Genomic DNA, 16719 nt, shown 5'->3' with positions numbered 1-16719 from the left:
CCGTAGCGAACGCTACGGCTGGGCTCGTGTGCGATTGGCAGAACTGACCCCGGATTTTTACTGCATGGTGAAGCTTTGCTGGGCGGTGTCGACCGCGTAGTTGTTGGCGGTGTCCCAGTAGGTGAAGTTGTAGCGCACCACGTCGCCCGCTTTCAGACCGCTGGCGGTGTAGCTGTTGACGCCGTTGGCCTGGGTCATGCGTACGTTCAGCTGGCCGCCATTGTTGACGGTGTAGTGCACATCCGCCCAGCTCGATGAAGCCAGCGAGAATTTCAGCATGGTGGCGCTGGTCTGGACCGCCGGGGCGCTCGGCGTGGGCGTTGGCGTGGGCGTCGGCACCGGCGTCGGAGTCGGGGTGGGGGTCGGAGTCGGCGTCGGGGTAGGCGTCGGCACGCCGCTGTCCCAGATGATGTCGTCGATCGCGAACTGGAAGGCCGATTGCGGCAAGGCGGCGCCGTCGCTGGCGATCTCGAACATGTCCAGCACCGATTGCAACGCGATCTTCGGTCCCGCCAGGTCGGCGATCGGGATGGTGGCCGTGCCCCATTCGCCATTGCGCACCAGACCGTAGGTGGTGGCGTTGGCCGGGAATTTCACCGAGTTCTGGTTGGTGTAGGTGTCGTTGATGCCGATCGTGAACGCAACATTGGCCGGGATCTTGATCTTCACCTTCATGCTGCCGTTGCGGAAGTTGCTCATGTCGCGCGCCTGCCGCGACTGCACGCTGCCGCCGAACCACGAACCCGGCTTGTTGAAGCTCCACGACATGGCGTTGGCGCCCTCGTACGGCGGAATCGTGCCGCCCGAAGTCGAATCGTTGTTCCACACCCAGATGTCGGAGCTGACACCCGCCTCGAGCTTGGCGTTGACCGGGGTGGTGTCGGTGAACACGCCGAACTTGCCCACTTCAGGCTGGGTCTGGTTACCGAGCTTGACCTCGCCCTTGCCGTCCAGCTGGTACACGCGCACGTAGTCGACATACATGGTGCCCGGCAGCGGCGCCGTCACCTGGGCCGGCGTGGCGGCGTCGGTAAAGTTGCCGCCCACCGCCAGGTTGAACAGCAGGTAGAACGGCGCCTGCAGCGCCGTCGAGTTGACCGGCAGCGGATTGTCGTACAGGTTGTATTCAAGGCCGCCATCGATCACGGTGAAGCGCATCTGCGTGTCGGTCCAGTACAGGCGGTAGGTGACAAAGCGGTTGGCCAGCGGCACGCGCGGGATGTACCAGTTCTTGGTCTGCCACGCGGTCGAGGCGGCGCAGCTTTCATTACCCGGCACGCAGGCCGCTTGCTGCCAGGTGATCACGTTGGAGCCGACGAAGCTGTCGATGCCGGGCGCCGGATTGCCGGCCGCGGCGCGGCTGCTGGCGCGGTGGCCGGCTTCCATGATGTCGATCTCGCCCTTGCGCGGCCAGGCCTGCGGGCTGGTGCCCAGCATCCAGGCGGCCGGCCACAGGCCGGTGCCCAGCGTCGGCGCGGCCATGCGGATTTCGATCATGCCGTACTGCACCTGCACCTTGTTGAAGGAATCGATTTTGCCCGAGGTGAAGACGTTGCTGCCCACGGTCTGGCTGCGCGCCTGGATCGCCAGCGCGCGCGTGCGCGGCTCGAACGGCACGCTGACGATGGACAGGTTGTTGGGGCTGTAGTACTCCAGCTCCTGGTTGCCGTAACCGCACAGGTTGATCTGGCAACCGTTGCCGTCGTAGGCGGTCCACAGGCTGGGGTCGAGCGCGCTGCCGTTGAACTCTTCCGACCACAGCAGCTTGCCGATCACCGGGCTGGTGACGCTGGCCGCGGCCGGCACGGCATAGGCCAGCGTCAGGCCGGCGGCGATAGCGGACAAAACGAATTTCTGTTTTTTCATCATGTCTCCCTTATGTTTTCACGACTCTGCAAAATTGGAAACGATTCCAACTACTGGAACAAAATATATTCCGATTAACTTTTGCTGTCAACGGTATCCGTCAACCCACAGACTTGGGCAGAACAAATAGACAATCGACCAACAACACCGTATGCTTGGGCAAGCAACATTTATAGGGTTGAGCGGTTACCAGTGCGCGTTCCTTTCATCATTCCGGCCGCTTTCACGCTGGCCTTGACGGCTGGCGCACCGGTCATGGCGGCCCTGCCGGCCTGGCAAAAGCTGGCGCCGACCATGTTCGAATACCTGGGGGCCGCCGAGCGCGGCTTCCCCAGCCCGGTCACCATGTGTATTGCCCAGGACGGCGACGGCTACATCTGGTTCGGCACCCAGTCCGGCCTTGGCCGCTGGGACGGCTACCGCATGCGCAACTTCTTCTTCAACGCCAGCGACCCGCATTCGCTGCCCGGCGACTTCATCCAGGCCATGCACGTGGACGCCAAAGGCCGGCTGTGGATCGGCAGTTCCACCGGCGGCGTCGCCATGTACGACAAGGGCCGCGGCCAATTCGTCCGCATCGGCGCCGGCGCGCAGGGCCTGAGCAGCCCGGTGGTCACGGCCCTGGCCAGCGACGCGCGCGGCGGCATCTGGGTCGGCACCGCGGCCGGCCTCGATTACATCGACACCACGCGCGGCAACGCTGTCAGCCACCACACGCCGGTCCAGGGCCGCGCCGGCAACAGCCAGATCCGCGCGCTGCTGGTCGACCACGCCGGCGATCTGTGGATCGGCTCCAACGGCGGCCTGGCGCGCCGCGCGGCCGCCAGCGGCAGGGTCGAAGACCTGGGCTTCGCCAACGGCCCCGGCGACGCCGTGCTGTCGCTGGCCGAAAGCAGCCCCGGCGAGGTGTTGTTCGGCACGCTGAAAAGCGGCATCGGCACCGCGCGCGCCGGCGACAGCGCGCGCCTGCTCAGCTTCGACCAGGTGCCCGACGCCGACAGCGCCATGGTGCTGTCGATTACCGAGACCGCGCCCGGCACCTGGTGGGCCGCCACCTACGGCGGTGGCATCGTCGAGTTCGACCTCAACGGCCACGGCCGCCGCATCCTGCACCGGCCGGCGATTCCGATCAGCCTGGCCAATGACCGCGTGGCTGCCGTGTTGCGCGACCGCAGCGGCCTGGTGTGGGTGGCCAACGAGCGCGGCGTCAACGTCCACAATCCGGGCAACCGCACGGTCGAAACCATCCTCGACGGCGTCGGCCTGCCGGAAATTTCCGCCTTTGCCTTCATGACCGACAGCGGCGGCCGGCTGTGGACCGCGCTGGGCGACCAGGGCATCGACCTGGTGGCGCCCGACGGCAGCCGCAGCGCCGGCCTGCGGCCCGATCCCGCCAGGCCCGAGACCGCCCTGCCCAACCGCCTGATCCTGGCGTTGACCGAGGCCGAGCCGCAGGAAGCCTGGATCGCCACCTCGCTCGGCCTGTACCATACCAGCGGCAAGGGCACGCGCGTGCGCCGCGTGGCGCTGCCGCTGGCGGATCCGTATCCGCGCATCGGCAACCTGGTGCGCCAGCGCGAGGTGCTGTGGCTGGGCGTACCCGGCGGCCTGCTGCGCTATGACACGCGCACCGGCAGCGGTCGTCTGTACGGCCCCGGTCCGGCCGCCGCGGGCGGCCTGAGCGACGACCGCGTTACCGCCATGCGCGCCGGCGCCGACGGCGTGTTGTGGATAGGCACGCGCAACGGCTTGAACCGGCTGAACACCGCCACCGGCCAGGTGGTGCAGCTGCTGCCGGGCGACAGCACGGGGCTGCCGCACAGCCTGATCAGCGACATCGCCAGCGACGGTCAGGGCCGGCTGTGGGTGGCCTCCAACAGCGACGGCATCACCGTGATCGACGAACACGACAGCGGCGGCGGACGCCACGCGCGCAAGCTCGACATCCGCAACGGCATGCCCAGCAATAACGTCGCCGCGCTGCAGCGGGACCGGCGCGGCCGCATGTGGGCCTCGACCTCGGACGGCATCGCCGCCATCGATCCGGCCAGTTTTCGGATTCATGTACTGGACCGCGCGGCCGGGCTGGTGTTCCAGCCGTATGTCACGGGCGCGGTCGGCGTGACGGCGCAAGCGGACCTGGTATTCGGCACCTCGGGTGGCTATGTGGTGGTGCATCCCGAGCTGCCGACGCCGTGGCGCTACCAGCCGCCGCTGGTGGTCAGCGCCATCCACCTGGACGGCAAGGCCATCGAGCCGGCGCCGCTGCTGGCGCCCGGCGCCGGCGCGCTGGCGATCCCGGCCGGCACGCGCAAGGTCGAGGTGGAGACGGCCGCGCTGGACTTTTCCGCCAGCCAGCGCAACCGCTACGCCTTCCGCCTGGATGGTTACGACAAGGAGTGGCAGGAGGCCGACGCCAGCCACCGCGTCGCCACCTACGCCAACGTGCCGCCCGGCGTCTATCGCCTGCATATGCGCGGCAGCAACCGCGACGGTGTCTGGAGCCCGCATGAACTGAGCATGGACCTGCATTTCCTGCCGGCCTGGTACCAGACCTGGTGGGCGCGCATGGGCGCGGTGCTGGCGGTGCTGGCCAGCGGCTGGGGCATGTATCGCTGGCGCGTGCGCAACCTGCAGCAGCAGGTGTATTCGCGCACGCTGCACCTCGAACGCGTGCACGCCATCGTCAAGTCGATCAACGACGAGCTGGATTTCGACGCCCTGCTGCGCACCATCCTGCGCGAATCGAGCGCCATCGGCGAAGTGGGCGTGGCCTATGCGCTGATCCGCGAGTCGCCGGACGGGCAGCTGGCGATCCGCGCCAGCTGGGGCCACGACGCCCTGCCCTCGTCGCGCGCCGGCGTGTCGCCGGCGGCGGCGCAGGCGCAGTTCGTCGATGGCGCGACCGTAATCGCGCCCGACATGTTCCTCAAGCAGAGCACCATGCTGGCGGTGCGCATCAGCGTCGATCAGCAGGTGCAGGGCTACCTGGTGTTCAAGCAAAGCACGCCGTTCGCGCGCAAGGATCTGGACATGTTCAAGGCGCTCAAGGAGCCGTTCGTCTCGGCGTTCCAGAAGGCCGGCGTGATCGCGGCCATGCAGCGCGCCCGCGCCGATGCCGAAGCCTCGACCCGCGCCAAGAGCGAGTTCCTGGCCAATATCAGCCACGAGATCCGCACCCCGATGAACGCGATTCTCGGTTTCGCCGGCCTGGGCACGCACCTCGACCTGCCGGCCAAGCCGCGCGACTACTTCACCAAGATCGGCCGCGCCGGCAAGAACCTGCTGAGCATCATCGACGACGTGCTGGACTTCGCCAAGATCGAGTCGGGCAAGCTGGAACTGGAGGCGGTGCCGTTCGTGCTGTGCGAAACGCTGAACCAGATCGCCGACCTGTTTTCCTGGCGGGCGGCGGAAAAAGGGCTGGAGCTGATCGTGTACGCGGCGCCCGGCGTGCCGCTGCAGCTGGTGGGGGACCCGCTGCGTCTGAGCCAGGTGCTGGTCAACCTGGTCGGCAACGCGCTCAAGTTCACCGCGCACGGCCACATCTGCCTGCGCGTGGAGCCGCTGGCGCCGGCCGGCGAACAGCAGGCCAGGCTGCGCTTCGCGGTCGACGACACCGGCGTCGGCATCAGCGCCGAACAGCAGGCGCGTTTGTTCCGCGCCTTCTCGCAGGCCGACAGCAGCACCACGCGGCTGTACGGCGGCACTGGCCTGGGACTGGCGATCTCGCAGCAGCTGGTGCAGGCCATGGGCGGCATGATCACCATCGACAGCACGCCCGGCGCCGGCAGCAGCTTCCACTTCGACCTGGTCATGCAGCGCCAGCCGGGACCGGACCACGGACTGCCGCCGCTGCCGGAAGCGGCGCGCGGCCGCGTCATCCTGGTGGTGGACGACAGCGCGCCGTCGCGCGTCATGCTGGAGCAGCAGTTGACCAGCGCGGGCTATGCGGTCCACGCGGTGGCCGGCGGCATGGAAGCACTGGCATGGCTGCGCGACCACCGCGCCGACCTGGTGCTGATGGACAGCGACATGCCGGACATGAGCGGCGTCGACACCGCGCGCCGCCTGCATGACGATGGCCTGCACGGGCGGCTGCCGGTGGTGCTGATGACGACCGAATTAGCGCGCGATCCGGTGGCGCAGGCGGCGGCGCTGGCCGGCATCCACACCACGCTGGCCAAGCCGGTACATGCGCTGCATCTGCGCGACACGGTGCTGGCGGCGCTGGGCTTCGCCACCAACGCCTCGCCGGCGGCCGCGGCGCCGGCCACGCCATCGGCGGCGGCGCAAATCCTGTCCGGCGCGCACGTGCTGGTGGTCGACGACAATGTGATCAACCAGCAGGTGGCGCATGAAGTGCTGCTGCGTGCCAACGTGCGGGTGTCGCTGGCCGGCAGCGGCGCGGAAGCGCTGCGGCTGATCGACACCACACGCTACGACGCGGTGCTGATGGATATCCAGATGCCGGGCATGGACGGCTACGAAACCACGGCGCGCATGCGCGCCCAAGTGCGGCACGCGCGCCTGCCGGTGGTGGCGATGACGGCGCACGCGGCGCCGGGCTTCCGCGAAAGCAGCCTGGCGATGGGCATGAACGACTACGTTACCAAGCCGATCGATCCCGAGCGCCTGTTCGCGGTGCTGGCCAGCTGGATCCGCATCGAACCGGGACGTGGCGGCGCCGCGGCCGGAGCCGCGTCCGGTATCGCGGCTGCCGAAGCTGGCACGGCCGGTGGAGCCTGTGCGGCGGACGGTGGGCCTGTGACGGCGGGTGCGACCGACGCCGGCGTGGCGGCTGCGGCGGATGGCACGGCTGGAGCGGCTATTACAGCCAGTGCGGCAGCTACGGTGGCGGGTGCGACGGAGGATGCCGCCTCCCCGATGCCCGGAGTCGACATGGCGGCGGTGCTGGAGCGGCTGGGTGGCAACCGTGCGCTGCTGGTCAAGCTGCTGGAGCGCTTTGCCGCCGATTTCGAATCCTGTCCGGCCGGACTGCTGGCCGCCATCGCCGAAGGCAGCTACGAGCAGGCGGCGCTGCTCGCCCACAAGGTGCGCGGCGCGGCAGGCAATCTGTCGATGCCGGAACTGCACCGCGCCGCCGGCGAGCTGGAACAGCGACTGCTGTCACCAGGCCGCGCCCAGCTCGACGACGCGCTGGCCGATTTCGGCGCCGCGCTGGAGATGGTGCTCGATGGCGTGCGCGCGCCCGGCCGCGCCGCGCTGACTCAGGCCGGTCCGGCGTCGGTTTCGCCGTAGCGCAGCTCCACCATGTGCCGCGTCCCGGCCGCCGCCTTGCCGCAGCCGCACATGGCGATCACCGCATGCTTGAGATGATCGAGTCCCAGTTGCTGCTCGATATCGGCATCGTTGATGGCGGCGGTGATGAAGGCCGGCAGCCCCGCTTCCGCCGCCAGCAGATAAAACGTCTGCGACAGATGGCCGGCGTCCAGCGCCAGCGCGCGATAGGCTTTCTGGTGATTGCGGTATTTCCAGAAGCTGCGCTCGGTTCGGCCCACCAGGATCACCTGCATCGCCGCACCGGCCAGCCATGCCTGATCGCCCAGCATGCTGGCCGCCAGCGCGGCCGCCTCGTCTTGCGGCATGGTGCGCACCGGACGCAGTTCATGCGCGATCGGATGGTAGTGGTACAGCCCCGGCTCCACCCCATCCACGCGCTGCGCCAGCACGAAGGCCTCGACCGGATGCAGCGCGCCGCCGGACGGACTGGTTTTCTTCAGCACCGAGGCATGCGGACCAATCTGCCGCAGCTCCTGGGCGCCGAAGGTCCGCTGCAACAGGCGCGCCGCCACCGCCAGCGGCAGCGATGCAGCGGTGTCGTAATTGCGGCCGGTGTAGCGCAGGAACAAGGTTTCGTCGAGCGGGCCGCGGACGGCGGCGGGCAGCTTGAGCGCGCCCTCTTCATTCAGTTCGAGCGTGGGCGGCGGCGGTTCGCCGAAGCTGTTCAGCATCTCCTGGAAGCTTTCGCCCTCGGTGGTCACCACAGCGCTGACTTCGCGCCAGCGCCCGAAGGTGTGCGCCAGTGCGGAAAGCGGCCGCCAGTGGATGGCGCGCAGCGTGTCGTCGCGTTCGCGCGCGCTGGCGTATTCCGGCGTGTCGGCGATCAGCAAGCCCTGTTCCAGCAGGCGCTCGATGCTGTCGGCGCCGTAGCGCCGTTCGAGCTCCGCGCGCGCGCGCCACACACTCTGGCTGATGCCGCCGAGCGCCGGCAGATCGTCCGCGCCGACATCGAGTTCCCGGTCCAGATGCGGCGCCAGCGCCACCCAACGCGTGGCACCGGCCAACGCATTGCGGCCGCTCAGGATCGCTTGCCAATCGATAGCCAGATCTTCGCGGGATTCGACGTACAACACGGCACAACGGCGTATTTTCATGGCTATTTCCGAAGAAGTAAATTCGCTTGGCGGATTGGCAAGTTTATCGTAGCATGGTTTTCGGCCACGCCACAATCCGGCCCTGTCTCCCTTTCACATAAGGAGTTACGACTATCATGCAAACCTCTCAAGACATCAATTTCATCCTCGGCAAGCTGGCTAATGACGACGCATTCCGCGCGCGGCTGCTGAACGATCCCGTTGCCGCGCTGGCCGACATGGGCGTGGTCCTGAGCCCGGAGCAGATTCCCGCCGAACGCAGCCTGCCCACCCCGGCGGCGATCTGCGCGGAGCAGATGGAATACCTGAGCAAGCTGGAAAGCACCAAGACCATGGTGCCGTTCCTGCTGTCCGGCACCGCCTGATTGCCCTGTTCCGCGCTAGTCGATCGTGACCGCCAGCTCGCGGTTGCGGTTGGCGGCGTTGCCGGCGTAATCCTCCGCTGAAATGCGCAGGATGTAATTGCCCGGCCCCAGCTCGCCCACCTTCCAGCCGCCGGGCGTCAGCCTGCCGTTGCGCAGGCGGTTGTTGATGGCGTAGGCGAAGCGCGTCTCGGCCGCGCCATGCACGGTGATGCCGCTGCTGGCGGCATATACCACCTTCACCGCATCCCGATAACGCGGCAGCCGGTCGTACTGCTGCGTGACGACGGCATCGCTGACGCCGGGGATGCTTTCGCCATCCTGGTTCAGCAGCTGATAACCGAGCCGGTAGATGCCCAGCTTGCGGCGCTTCTGGTCGCCGTTGATCTGGTCATAGGCGTCGACCACGATCTGCACCTCGCCCAGACTGCGACGGATCAGCAGGCGGCCGTCCTGTTTTTCCGTCAGCGCCTTGCCGCCGGCATCGACGATGCTGATGCTGTTGATGACCGGCGCAATGGTATCTTCCAGATCGATGAAAGGCAGCGCCAGCGGATTGATCGCGTCGCCGTTCGGCTTGTAATCGAGATGCACATGCGCCATGCGGTTGACGGTGCCCAGCGTCTCGCCGGCGAGGAAACGCGTGCCGCGCTTGACCCGCACCTCCCGATTCGTCACCAGGAAACGCGGATCGCCGAGCGCCTTGTCGCTGGCGTCGCGGCCGACGCGCATGTGGATGTACTGCAGGCCGTCGAACGCCAGCCCTTCCGACAATTCGCCATAACCCCAGCTGGCGCGCGGATCGCTGACCTTGCCCGCGGTGACCGCCAGCACCGGCGTGCCGATGGCGGATTGCACGTCCAGACCGGAATGGAAATGGTCGCGGCTCTCGCCGTCGAAATTGCCGCGCACCTCGCCCATCAGGCCGACCACCTCGTGCGCCTTGTTCTGCGGCTTGACCGGCCACAGCATGGTGGCGCCGTGCGACGGCAGGCCGGGTTGCGCTTCGTCCGGCTGCGGTTCGGCCTTGGGCGAGATCGGCGCGATGTGCTGCAGGCGAAACGTGGCGCCGTCGGTGACGAACAGCGAGCCATCCTTGTCCAGCGCCAGGCCGCGCGGCGAATACAGGCGCACGCTGCCGTCGGCGCCGTTCGGCTGCGCCGGGTGATCGATGTCCTGCAGCGCCGCCACCGCGCCGGCGGGCGTGATCTGCGCCACGCGGCCATGAGCACTGCTGGCAAGGTAGAGGTAGCCATCGGGAGTCAGCACGATCGCCACCGGCGAGCGCAGCAATGAGCCCTTGTCCCCCTCCTCGGCCCTGGCGATGGTGCTGACCTTGCCGTCCTTGCCCAGTTTGCGGATCGCGTGGTTGGCGGTGTCGGCGATGTACAGCTCGCCGGCGGCGCCGATCGCCAGACCAGTGGGCGTATCGAACAGGGCCGCGGCGCCGTCGCCGTCGTTCATGCCGCTGTGCTTGCCGCCAGCGACGGTGGTCACGGTGCCGTCGGGCGCGATGCGGCGGATGCGGTCGTTGTAGGTGTCGGCCACGTAGACCACGCCCTGGGCATCGACCGCCACGCCGACCGGGCCGTTGAACTGGGCGGCGGCGCCCATGCCATCCTTGTCGCCCGCCAGACCGTCGCCGGCCAGCGTCGAGACGGTGCCGTCCGGCCGGATCTTGCGGATGGCGTTGTTGCCGGTGTCGGCGACATACAGATTGCCCTGCGCGTCGATCGCCAGGCCGGACGGCGTATTGAACGCGGCCGTGTTGCCGGCTCCTTCCGCGTAGCCTTCGGTGCCGCCGGCCAGTGTGGTGACGGCGTTGTTGAGATCTATTTTGCGGATGCTGTTGTTGTCGCCGCCGTCGGCGACGTACAGGTTGCCGTCCTTGTCCATCACCACGCCGAACGGGTCGGCGAAGCGCGCGCGGCGGCCGTTGGCGGCGCCGGGCAGACCGTCGCCGGCGATGGTGCTGACGCGCGCCGACCATTTGGCGGCCGTCCCCCTGGCAGCCGACGGCGTTGCCACAGCGCTGCCGCTATCGTGCGCCGCGTGCGTCATCACATAAGCGACGCCGGCGCCGGCGATGGCGCCACCCAGCATCAGCCCGGCGAAGATGACTTTGAATTCAGTTGGAGACACTTGCGCGAAACCCAAAAGTTGACTTTTAGCAAGCTTAACCGATCTGGGGCGATTTCAGGCGAAAAAAAAGCCCGCTCTGGGAGCGGGCCGAATTCTATTTCCGTAGAGGAGAATAGAGGAGACAGGTGCAATGATGCTGCGTCGCGACATATAAATCCAATTTATCTTCGCAATAGCAGAGATTCGGCAGACATATAACTGGCAATCAAATTACGTCGCTGCGGGCTGCCGGCTGCTTGATGGCGAGCGCGCGCAGGACGCCGGAGCGCAGGAAAAAGCCGGCGGCGGCCACGAAAAACATGCCGCAGAGCCCCAGCACTACGCGACCCAACGGTGGCGACGAAGCATCCAACGCGGCAATAAAACTGCTCATGCCACCAACGAAATACAGCAAGCCCAAGGCAATACGCGCGGCGCGCGAGCCCTTCAGCAGCGAGGCATACAACGCAATCAGCAACAGCATCCGCACCATTGCCCGCCCGGGCGCACCTCCCATGACCCAACTAAGCAGTTCGATTGCCCCGGAAACGGTAAAAATGATGGCCAACCAGTGTAATGCGGAGATTTTTTTCATCTTGGATTCCAACTTGCGCGAGCACCAATGCTATGTCGGGGATATGGAAATTGCCAGACAAAAAAAAGCCCGCTCAGGGAGCGGGCTGAAGTCTATTTCCTTGGAGGAGAATAGAGGAGACAGGTGAAGTATGCTGCGTCGCGCCATATAAAGCCAATTTATCTTTGCAATAGCAGAGATTCATAAAATCGATGACGCAAAAAAAACCGGGCTCCTCGCGGAGCCCGGCTCGTTGTAACATGCCGTATTACTTGCCGTCGGCAGCGTAGGGCAGCACGCGCGACGCCATACGGGTGTCGGTTTTCAGCACGCTGACTTCATCGGCCATGATGTGGATGGCTTCGTTCAGCAGCACATCCTTGGCCGCCTTGGCCTGCTTTTCGGCTTCCAGCTCGGCGGCCAGCGAACGCTCGGCGCCCTGCAGACCGTCGTCGCTGCGCAACGCCCCCTTCACGCCCGCCACCTTCGGCGTCGGCGCCGGCTTGCCGCTGGCTGGTTTGGCCGAGACTGCCTTATTGAGCGCATCCTTCGGGTCCGGCACCAGGATAGGATCGTCGGCGCCCGGCGTCGGCGACAGCAGACGCGCTTCGCGCAGCTTGGCGCGGCTCTCCTGCTGCTCGCGCTCCTTGCGGCGCGCCACTTCGTTGAGCGAGATCGAGTTTTCCTTGCGCTGCTTTTTCACCAGCGCGATATCCTCGGCCAGGTACTGGAAGTCCTTGTCCTTGGCGATGCGCGCCTCATGCTTCTTGTCCAGCAGCGGCACGATGTCCTTCATGTCGCCAGTCGGGATGTAGACGGCCGGCTTGATCTGGGTCCACGGCAAGGCATTGTCGTAGCTCGATTCGCCGAAGGTGTCGGAATCGGCCATGGTCGGCATCTTGATGTCCGGCGTCACGCCGCGCAGCTGGGTGGTGCCGCCGTTGATGCGGAAGAACTGCGCGATGGTGAACTTCAGCTCGCCATAATGCACCTTGTCGTTCTGGGCGAAGCGGTCCAGGCCGAACAGGGTCTGCACCGTGCCCTTGCCGAAGCTCGGCTCGCCGATGATGATGCCGCGGCCGTAATCCTGGATCGCCGCCGCGAAAATCTCCGACGCCGAGGCCGAACCGCGGTTGATCAGCACGCCGAGCGGACCGTCCCAGGCCATGCCCGGATTGGTGTCGCTTTCCACCTCGACCTTGTTGTCGCTGCTACGCTGCATCACCACCGGCCCCTTGTCGATGAACAAGCCAGTCAGCTCCACCGCCTCGGTCAGCGAGCCGCCGCCGTTGTTGCGCAGGTCGATCAGCACATTGTCGACTTTTTCCTTCTTCAGCTCGGCCAGCAGGCGGGCCACGTCGCGGGTCGCGCTCTTGAAGTCCTTGTCGCCCTTGCGGCGCGCCTCGAAGTCCATGTAGAAGGTCGGCAGCGCGATCACGCCGACGCGGCGCTTGGTATTGCCATCCTTGACTTCATAAATGGTTTTCTTGGCCGACTGCTCTTCCATACTGATCTTCTGGCGCACCAGCGTCACGAACTGGTGCTTGCCGTCCGGACCGGCGTCGGCCGGGATGATTTCCAGCTTGACGGTCGAATCCTTCGGACCGCGGATCAGCGCCACCACGTCGTCCAGGCGCCAGCCCAGCACTTCGGTCATCGGCGTTTTCTCATCCTTGGCCACGCCGACGATCTTGTCGCCGACCTTGATCTTGCCGGACAGGCCGGCCGGGCTGCCGGTCACCACCTCGCGCACGACGGTGTAATCGTCGCGCGACTGCAGTACGCAGCCGATGCCTTCCAGCGACAGGCGCATGGCGATGTCGAACGCATCCGCCGCGCGCGGACCCAGGTAGTTGGTGTGCGGCTCGATCGACATCGCATACGCATTCATGAAGATCTGGAACACGTCTTCATTGGTCAGCTTGCGCGACGGGCTCAGATAGCCCTCATAACGCTTGTCCAGCGTTTCGCGGATGGCCTTGTCGTCGCGGCCGGCCAGCTTCAGGCGCAGCCATTCGTTCTTGACGCGCTTGCGCCACAGATCCTTGATCTCGGCGTCGCTCTTGGCCCACTCGGCCTTCTCGCGGTCGTACTGGTAGGTTTCGTCGGAGGTGAAGTCGAACTTGCCTTTGTTAACCAACTCGCGCGCATAGGCGATGCGCTCGTTGAAGCGCTGCTGGTACAGATTGAAGATGGCGAACGGAACACTCAGATTTTCGCCGGTGATGGCATCATCGAGGCGGGTGCGCACGATGGCGTACTGGTCGATGTCGGCCTGGGTGAAGAACATCTTCTCCGAGTCCAGCGATTTGAAATAACGGTCGAAGATCTTCTCCGACATGGCATCGTCCAGCGGCGTGGCCTTGTAATGCAGTTTGGTCAGCACGCGGGAAGCCCACAGCGCAGCCTGGGTCTGACCCGCCTGCGGCTTGAGAGGCGTGTCCGCCGCCTTGTCCGGCACGGCCGCGCCGGCCTGCACTGACAGGGCCGCGATCATGGCCACCAACAGCATTTTTTTCTTCATCGGCTAACTCCGAAAAACGTTGTGAATATGTGCGCCCTTGGGCGTCGCCCCATTCTACAGGATAGCTGACGCAACACGGGGCTGGTATTTCAGAGTTTCCCTGTCTAAGCTTAAACGGGGCTGAAATACTCAAGCACTTGTTTTATTTACTAAGTAGAAACACTTATTTATTTACAAATATTTACTTAAGTCATTGTTCTATAACCGAAAATTTTTGGGGACTCGCCAGAGAATGATTGCTTCGTAGCAAAAATCTGCTACAATCCGTTACTTAGTTCAAAATGGCGCCACAGCCATTGGCCCACCGGGCTAAGCCTCACCGCGCCAGATGTTACGCTCCCTCGTCCCAGGAGCATGCTCGCCCGAGCCACCTCGAACCAGCAGCACCTTTTCTCTGAAGAGCTTAATGAAAACAATAACGATGAATCCTCGTAATTGGGGTGTCGGTACAAAAATTACCGTTTTTACGTTCGCCCTGATTTGCGTCATTCTTGGCGTCATGCTCACGCTCATCAACATGAGCACCTCGGCCATGCTGAAAGAACGGGCCAAGCTGAACGTCGCCTACAATCTGGCCGGCATCAGCAACACGGTGGAAGTGTTCAACACGGCGATGATGAATGAAGCGTCCAGCTTCGCGCGCCTGTTCGCGTCCGAATTCGAACATGGCGAGTTCACGCTCGACAGCGCCAGCACCATCGACATCGGCGGCAAGCCGACGCCGACGCTGAAAAATGCCGGCAAGACGCTGAACCTCGATTTCAGCATCCCCGACAAATTCACCAGCGACACCGGCGTGATCGCCACCATCTTTGCCGCCAGCGGCGAGGAATTCGTGCGCGTCAGCACGTCGCTGAAGAAGGAAAACGGCGAGCGCGCGGTCGGCACCCAGCTCGACCATGCCCATCCCAGCTATCCGCTGCTGCGCAACGGCACCAGCTACATCGGCCTGGCCACATTGTTCGGCAAACAGTTCATCACCCAGTACGATCCGATCCGCGACCATGGCGGCAAGGTCATCGGCGTGCTGTTCATCGGCCTCGATATCTCCAAAAACATGGAGATGCTCAAGCAGAAAATCAAGGCGATCCGCATCGGCGAAACCGGCTATATCTACGTGCTCAACGCCGCGCCCGGCAAGACGCTGGGCAATGCGCTGGTGCACCCGACCCGGGAAGGCGACAATCTGGCCGACATCAAGAGCAGCGATGGCCGCAGCTTCGTCAGGGAAATGCTGGACGCCAAGGAAGGCGGCATGACCTACGACTGGGTGGAACAGGAAGGCGCCGCGCCGCGCGAAAAAATGGTGGAATTCCACACCTTCAAGCCGTGGAACTGGCTGATCGTCGGCGGCACGTATACCGAAGAGATCACGCGCGAGGCGGCGCAGCTGCGCAACCGCTACGCCGTGCTGGGCCTGGTGGCGCTGGCGGTGTTCGCGCTGGCGCTGTTCCTGCTGGTACGCGCCCTGGTGTCGCGTCCGCTGGCACGCGCCGAAGAGGCGGCCGAGCGCATTGCCTCCGGCGACCTGGACGTCCATCTGCAAATCGACAACGAGGATGAAATCGGCCAGGTGCTGCGTTCGCTGAACAACATCAGCGGCAACCTGTCCGGCGTGGTCGGCCAGGTGCGCGGCGGCGCCGAGCAGATCACCACCGCGTCGAGCGAAATCGCCCAGGGCAACCTGGACCTGTCGCAGCGCACCGAGGAACAGGCGTCCAGCCTGGAAGAGACGGCCGCGTCGATGGAACAGCTGAGCGGCGCGGTCAACCAGAACGCCGAAAATGCGGCCCAGGCCAACCAGATGGCGGTGGCCGCTTCCGGCATCGCCGCCAAGGGCGGCCAGGTGGTGGCGCAGGTGGTCGAAACCATGGGCTCGATCACCGAGTCATCGCGCAAGATTGCCGACATCATTTCGGTGATCGACGGCATCGCCTTCCAGACCAACATCCTGGCGCTCAATGCGGCGGTGGAAGCGGCGCGCGCCGGCGAACAGGGACGTGGCTTCGCCGTGGTGGCGTCCGAGGTGCGCAACCTGGCGCAGCGCTCGGCCACGGCCGCCAAGGAGATCAAGGCGCTGATCGACGACTCCGTGGCCAAGGTCGATACCGGCAGCAAGCAGGTGGAAGAGGCCGGCGCCACCATGCAGGAAGTGGTGGAAAGCGTGCGCCGCGTGACCGATATCATGGCCGAAATCAGCCACGCCAGCGAGGAGCAGCGCGCGGGCATCGGCCAGGTCCATGCCGCCATCACGCAGATGGACCAGGTGACGCAGCAGAATGCGGCGCTGGTCGAGGAAGCCGCCGCCGCCGCCGCGGCGCTGCAGGATCAGGCGCACGCCCTGGAGGACGTGGTTCGTATCTTCAAATTGGGCGCGGCTGACGGCCAGCCGGCCTTGCGCGACACCTTGCCGCAGCGCCTGGCGCTCCGATAAGCGACGGCGCTCGCAGCCAGCAAGCCGCCCCGTTTAAAACGGTGGCGGCTTTTTTTCTTTATAATTGCCGAATGCAAAAACTTCTCCAGTACCGGCGCCTGCACGGCCTGATCGTCACCGTGGCGATCCTGCTGAACCTGTGCGCCCCGGCAATCAGCCAGGCGGTCACCGCGCTGGCCGGCGATCCGCTGGCACTGGAAATCTGCAGCATCTCGTCGGCCACCAGCAGCGAGAACCGGCGCGCACCAGCCGACCTGGCGCAGCACGCCCTCAAACATTGCGCCATGTGCGCCGTCCACAGCGGCGGCGCGGCGCCGTCCGCCGGCACCGGGCCAACCGCGATCAGCAGCAGCCAGATGCTGCCGATGGGCTTCTGCGCGTCGTTGCCGCCGGGCCCCAGGCTGGACGACGCGGCCGACAGCAACTGCAGGCGGCGGCCC

The 16719-nt window shown here is 65.5% G+C and carries 9 protein-coding genes; 4 read left to right on the top strand and 5 right to left on the bottom strand.

The annotated features are described in order from the left end of the window. Positions 1 to 57 precede the first annotated feature (57 nt). A complete protein-coding gene (locus E4L98_RS11420; protein ID WP_135201687.1) occupies positions 58 to 1866 on the bottom strand; it encodes a glycoside hydrolase family 16 protein in 1809 nt (602 codons plus the stop codon). Positions 1867 to 2058: 192 nt separating this feature from the next. Between E4L98_RS11420 and E4L98_RS11415 the strand changes: the two genes are divergently transcribed. Beyond that, on the top strand, positions 2059 to 7128 hold the full coding sequence (locus tag E4L98_RS11415) for a response regulator (RefSeq protein WP_135201686.1): 5070 nt from the start codon (positions 2059 to 2061) through the stop codon (positions 7126 to 7128). On the opposite strand, the gene E4L98_RS11410 is transcribed toward E4L98_RS11415, so the two are convergent. Next, the gene (locus E4L98_RS11410) at positions 7098 to 8264 is read right to left on the bottom strand and encodes a putative peptide maturation dehydrogenase (protein ID WP_135201685.1); all 1167 of its coding nucleotides are present in this window, start codon (positions 8262 to 8264) and stop codon (positions 7098 to 7100) included. The genes E4L98_RS11415 and E4L98_RS11410 overlap by 31 nt on opposite strands. A gap of 116 nt (positions 8265 to 8380) precedes the next feature. Between E4L98_RS11410 and E4L98_RS11405 the strand changes: the two genes are divergently transcribed. Then, positions 8381 to 8629 carry an NHLP-related RiPP peptide gene (locus tag E4L98_RS11405; protein WP_135201684.1) on the top strand — a complete coding sequence of 83 codons (249 nt, stop codon included), beginning with the start codon at positions 8381 to 8383 and terminating at the stop codon, positions 8627 to 8629. Between the two features lie 15 nt (positions 8630 to 8644). Here the strand turns inward: E4L98_RS11405 and E4L98_RS11400 are convergent, their stop codons facing one another. The 3 genes from E4L98_RS11400 to E4L98_RS11390 form a co-directional block, all read right to left on the bottom strand. Beyond that, positions 8645 to 10768, bottom strand: a complete 2124-nt coding sequence (locus tag E4L98_RS11400; RefSeq protein ID WP_229257359.1) for an SMP-30/gluconolactonase/LRE family protein — start codon at positions 10766 to 10768, stop codon at positions 8645 to 8647. A gap of 205 nt (positions 10769 to 10973) precedes the next feature. Then, a complete protein-coding gene (locus tag E4L98_RS11395; RefSeq protein WP_135201683.1) occupies positions 10974 to 11342 on the bottom strand; it encodes a hypothetical protein in 369 nt (122 codons plus the stop codon). A 247-nt stretch (positions 11343 to 11589) separates the two neighbouring features. Then, the gene (locus tag E4L98_RS11390; protein ID WP_135201682.1) at positions 11590 to 13845 is read right to left on the bottom strand and encodes a carboxy terminal-processing peptidase; all 2256 of its coding nucleotides are present in this window, start codon (positions 13843 to 13845) and stop codon (positions 11590 to 11592) included. Positions 13846 to 14251: 406 nt separating this feature from the next. Here E4L98_RS11390 and E4L98_RS11385 point away from each other — a divergent pair, with 406 nt between their 5' ends. Both E4L98_RS11385 and E4L98_RS31275 read left to right on the top strand, forming a co-directional pair. After that, positions 14252 to 16279, top strand: a complete 2028-nt coding sequence (locus E4L98_RS11385) for a methyl-accepting chemotaxis protein (RefSeq protein ID WP_371857212.1) — start codon at positions 14252 to 14254, stop codon at positions 16277 to 16279. 71 nt (positions 16280 to 16350) lie between these two features. Continuing rightward, positions 16351 to 16719: DUF2946 family protein (locus tag E4L98_RS31275; RefSeq protein ID WP_135201680.1), on the top strand; the 369-nt coding region annotated here is incomplete at its 3' end.

The sequence above is a fragment of the Duganella callida genome (assembly GCF_004614165.1).
GTDB classification, from domain to species: domain Bacteria; phylum Pseudomonadota; class Gammaproteobacteria; order Burkholderiales; family Burkholderiaceae_D; genus Rugamonas; species Rugamonas callida.
The sequence above is the reverse complement of the archived record's forward strand: the minus strand, read 5'-3'. Positions and strand labels throughout refer to the sequence as shown.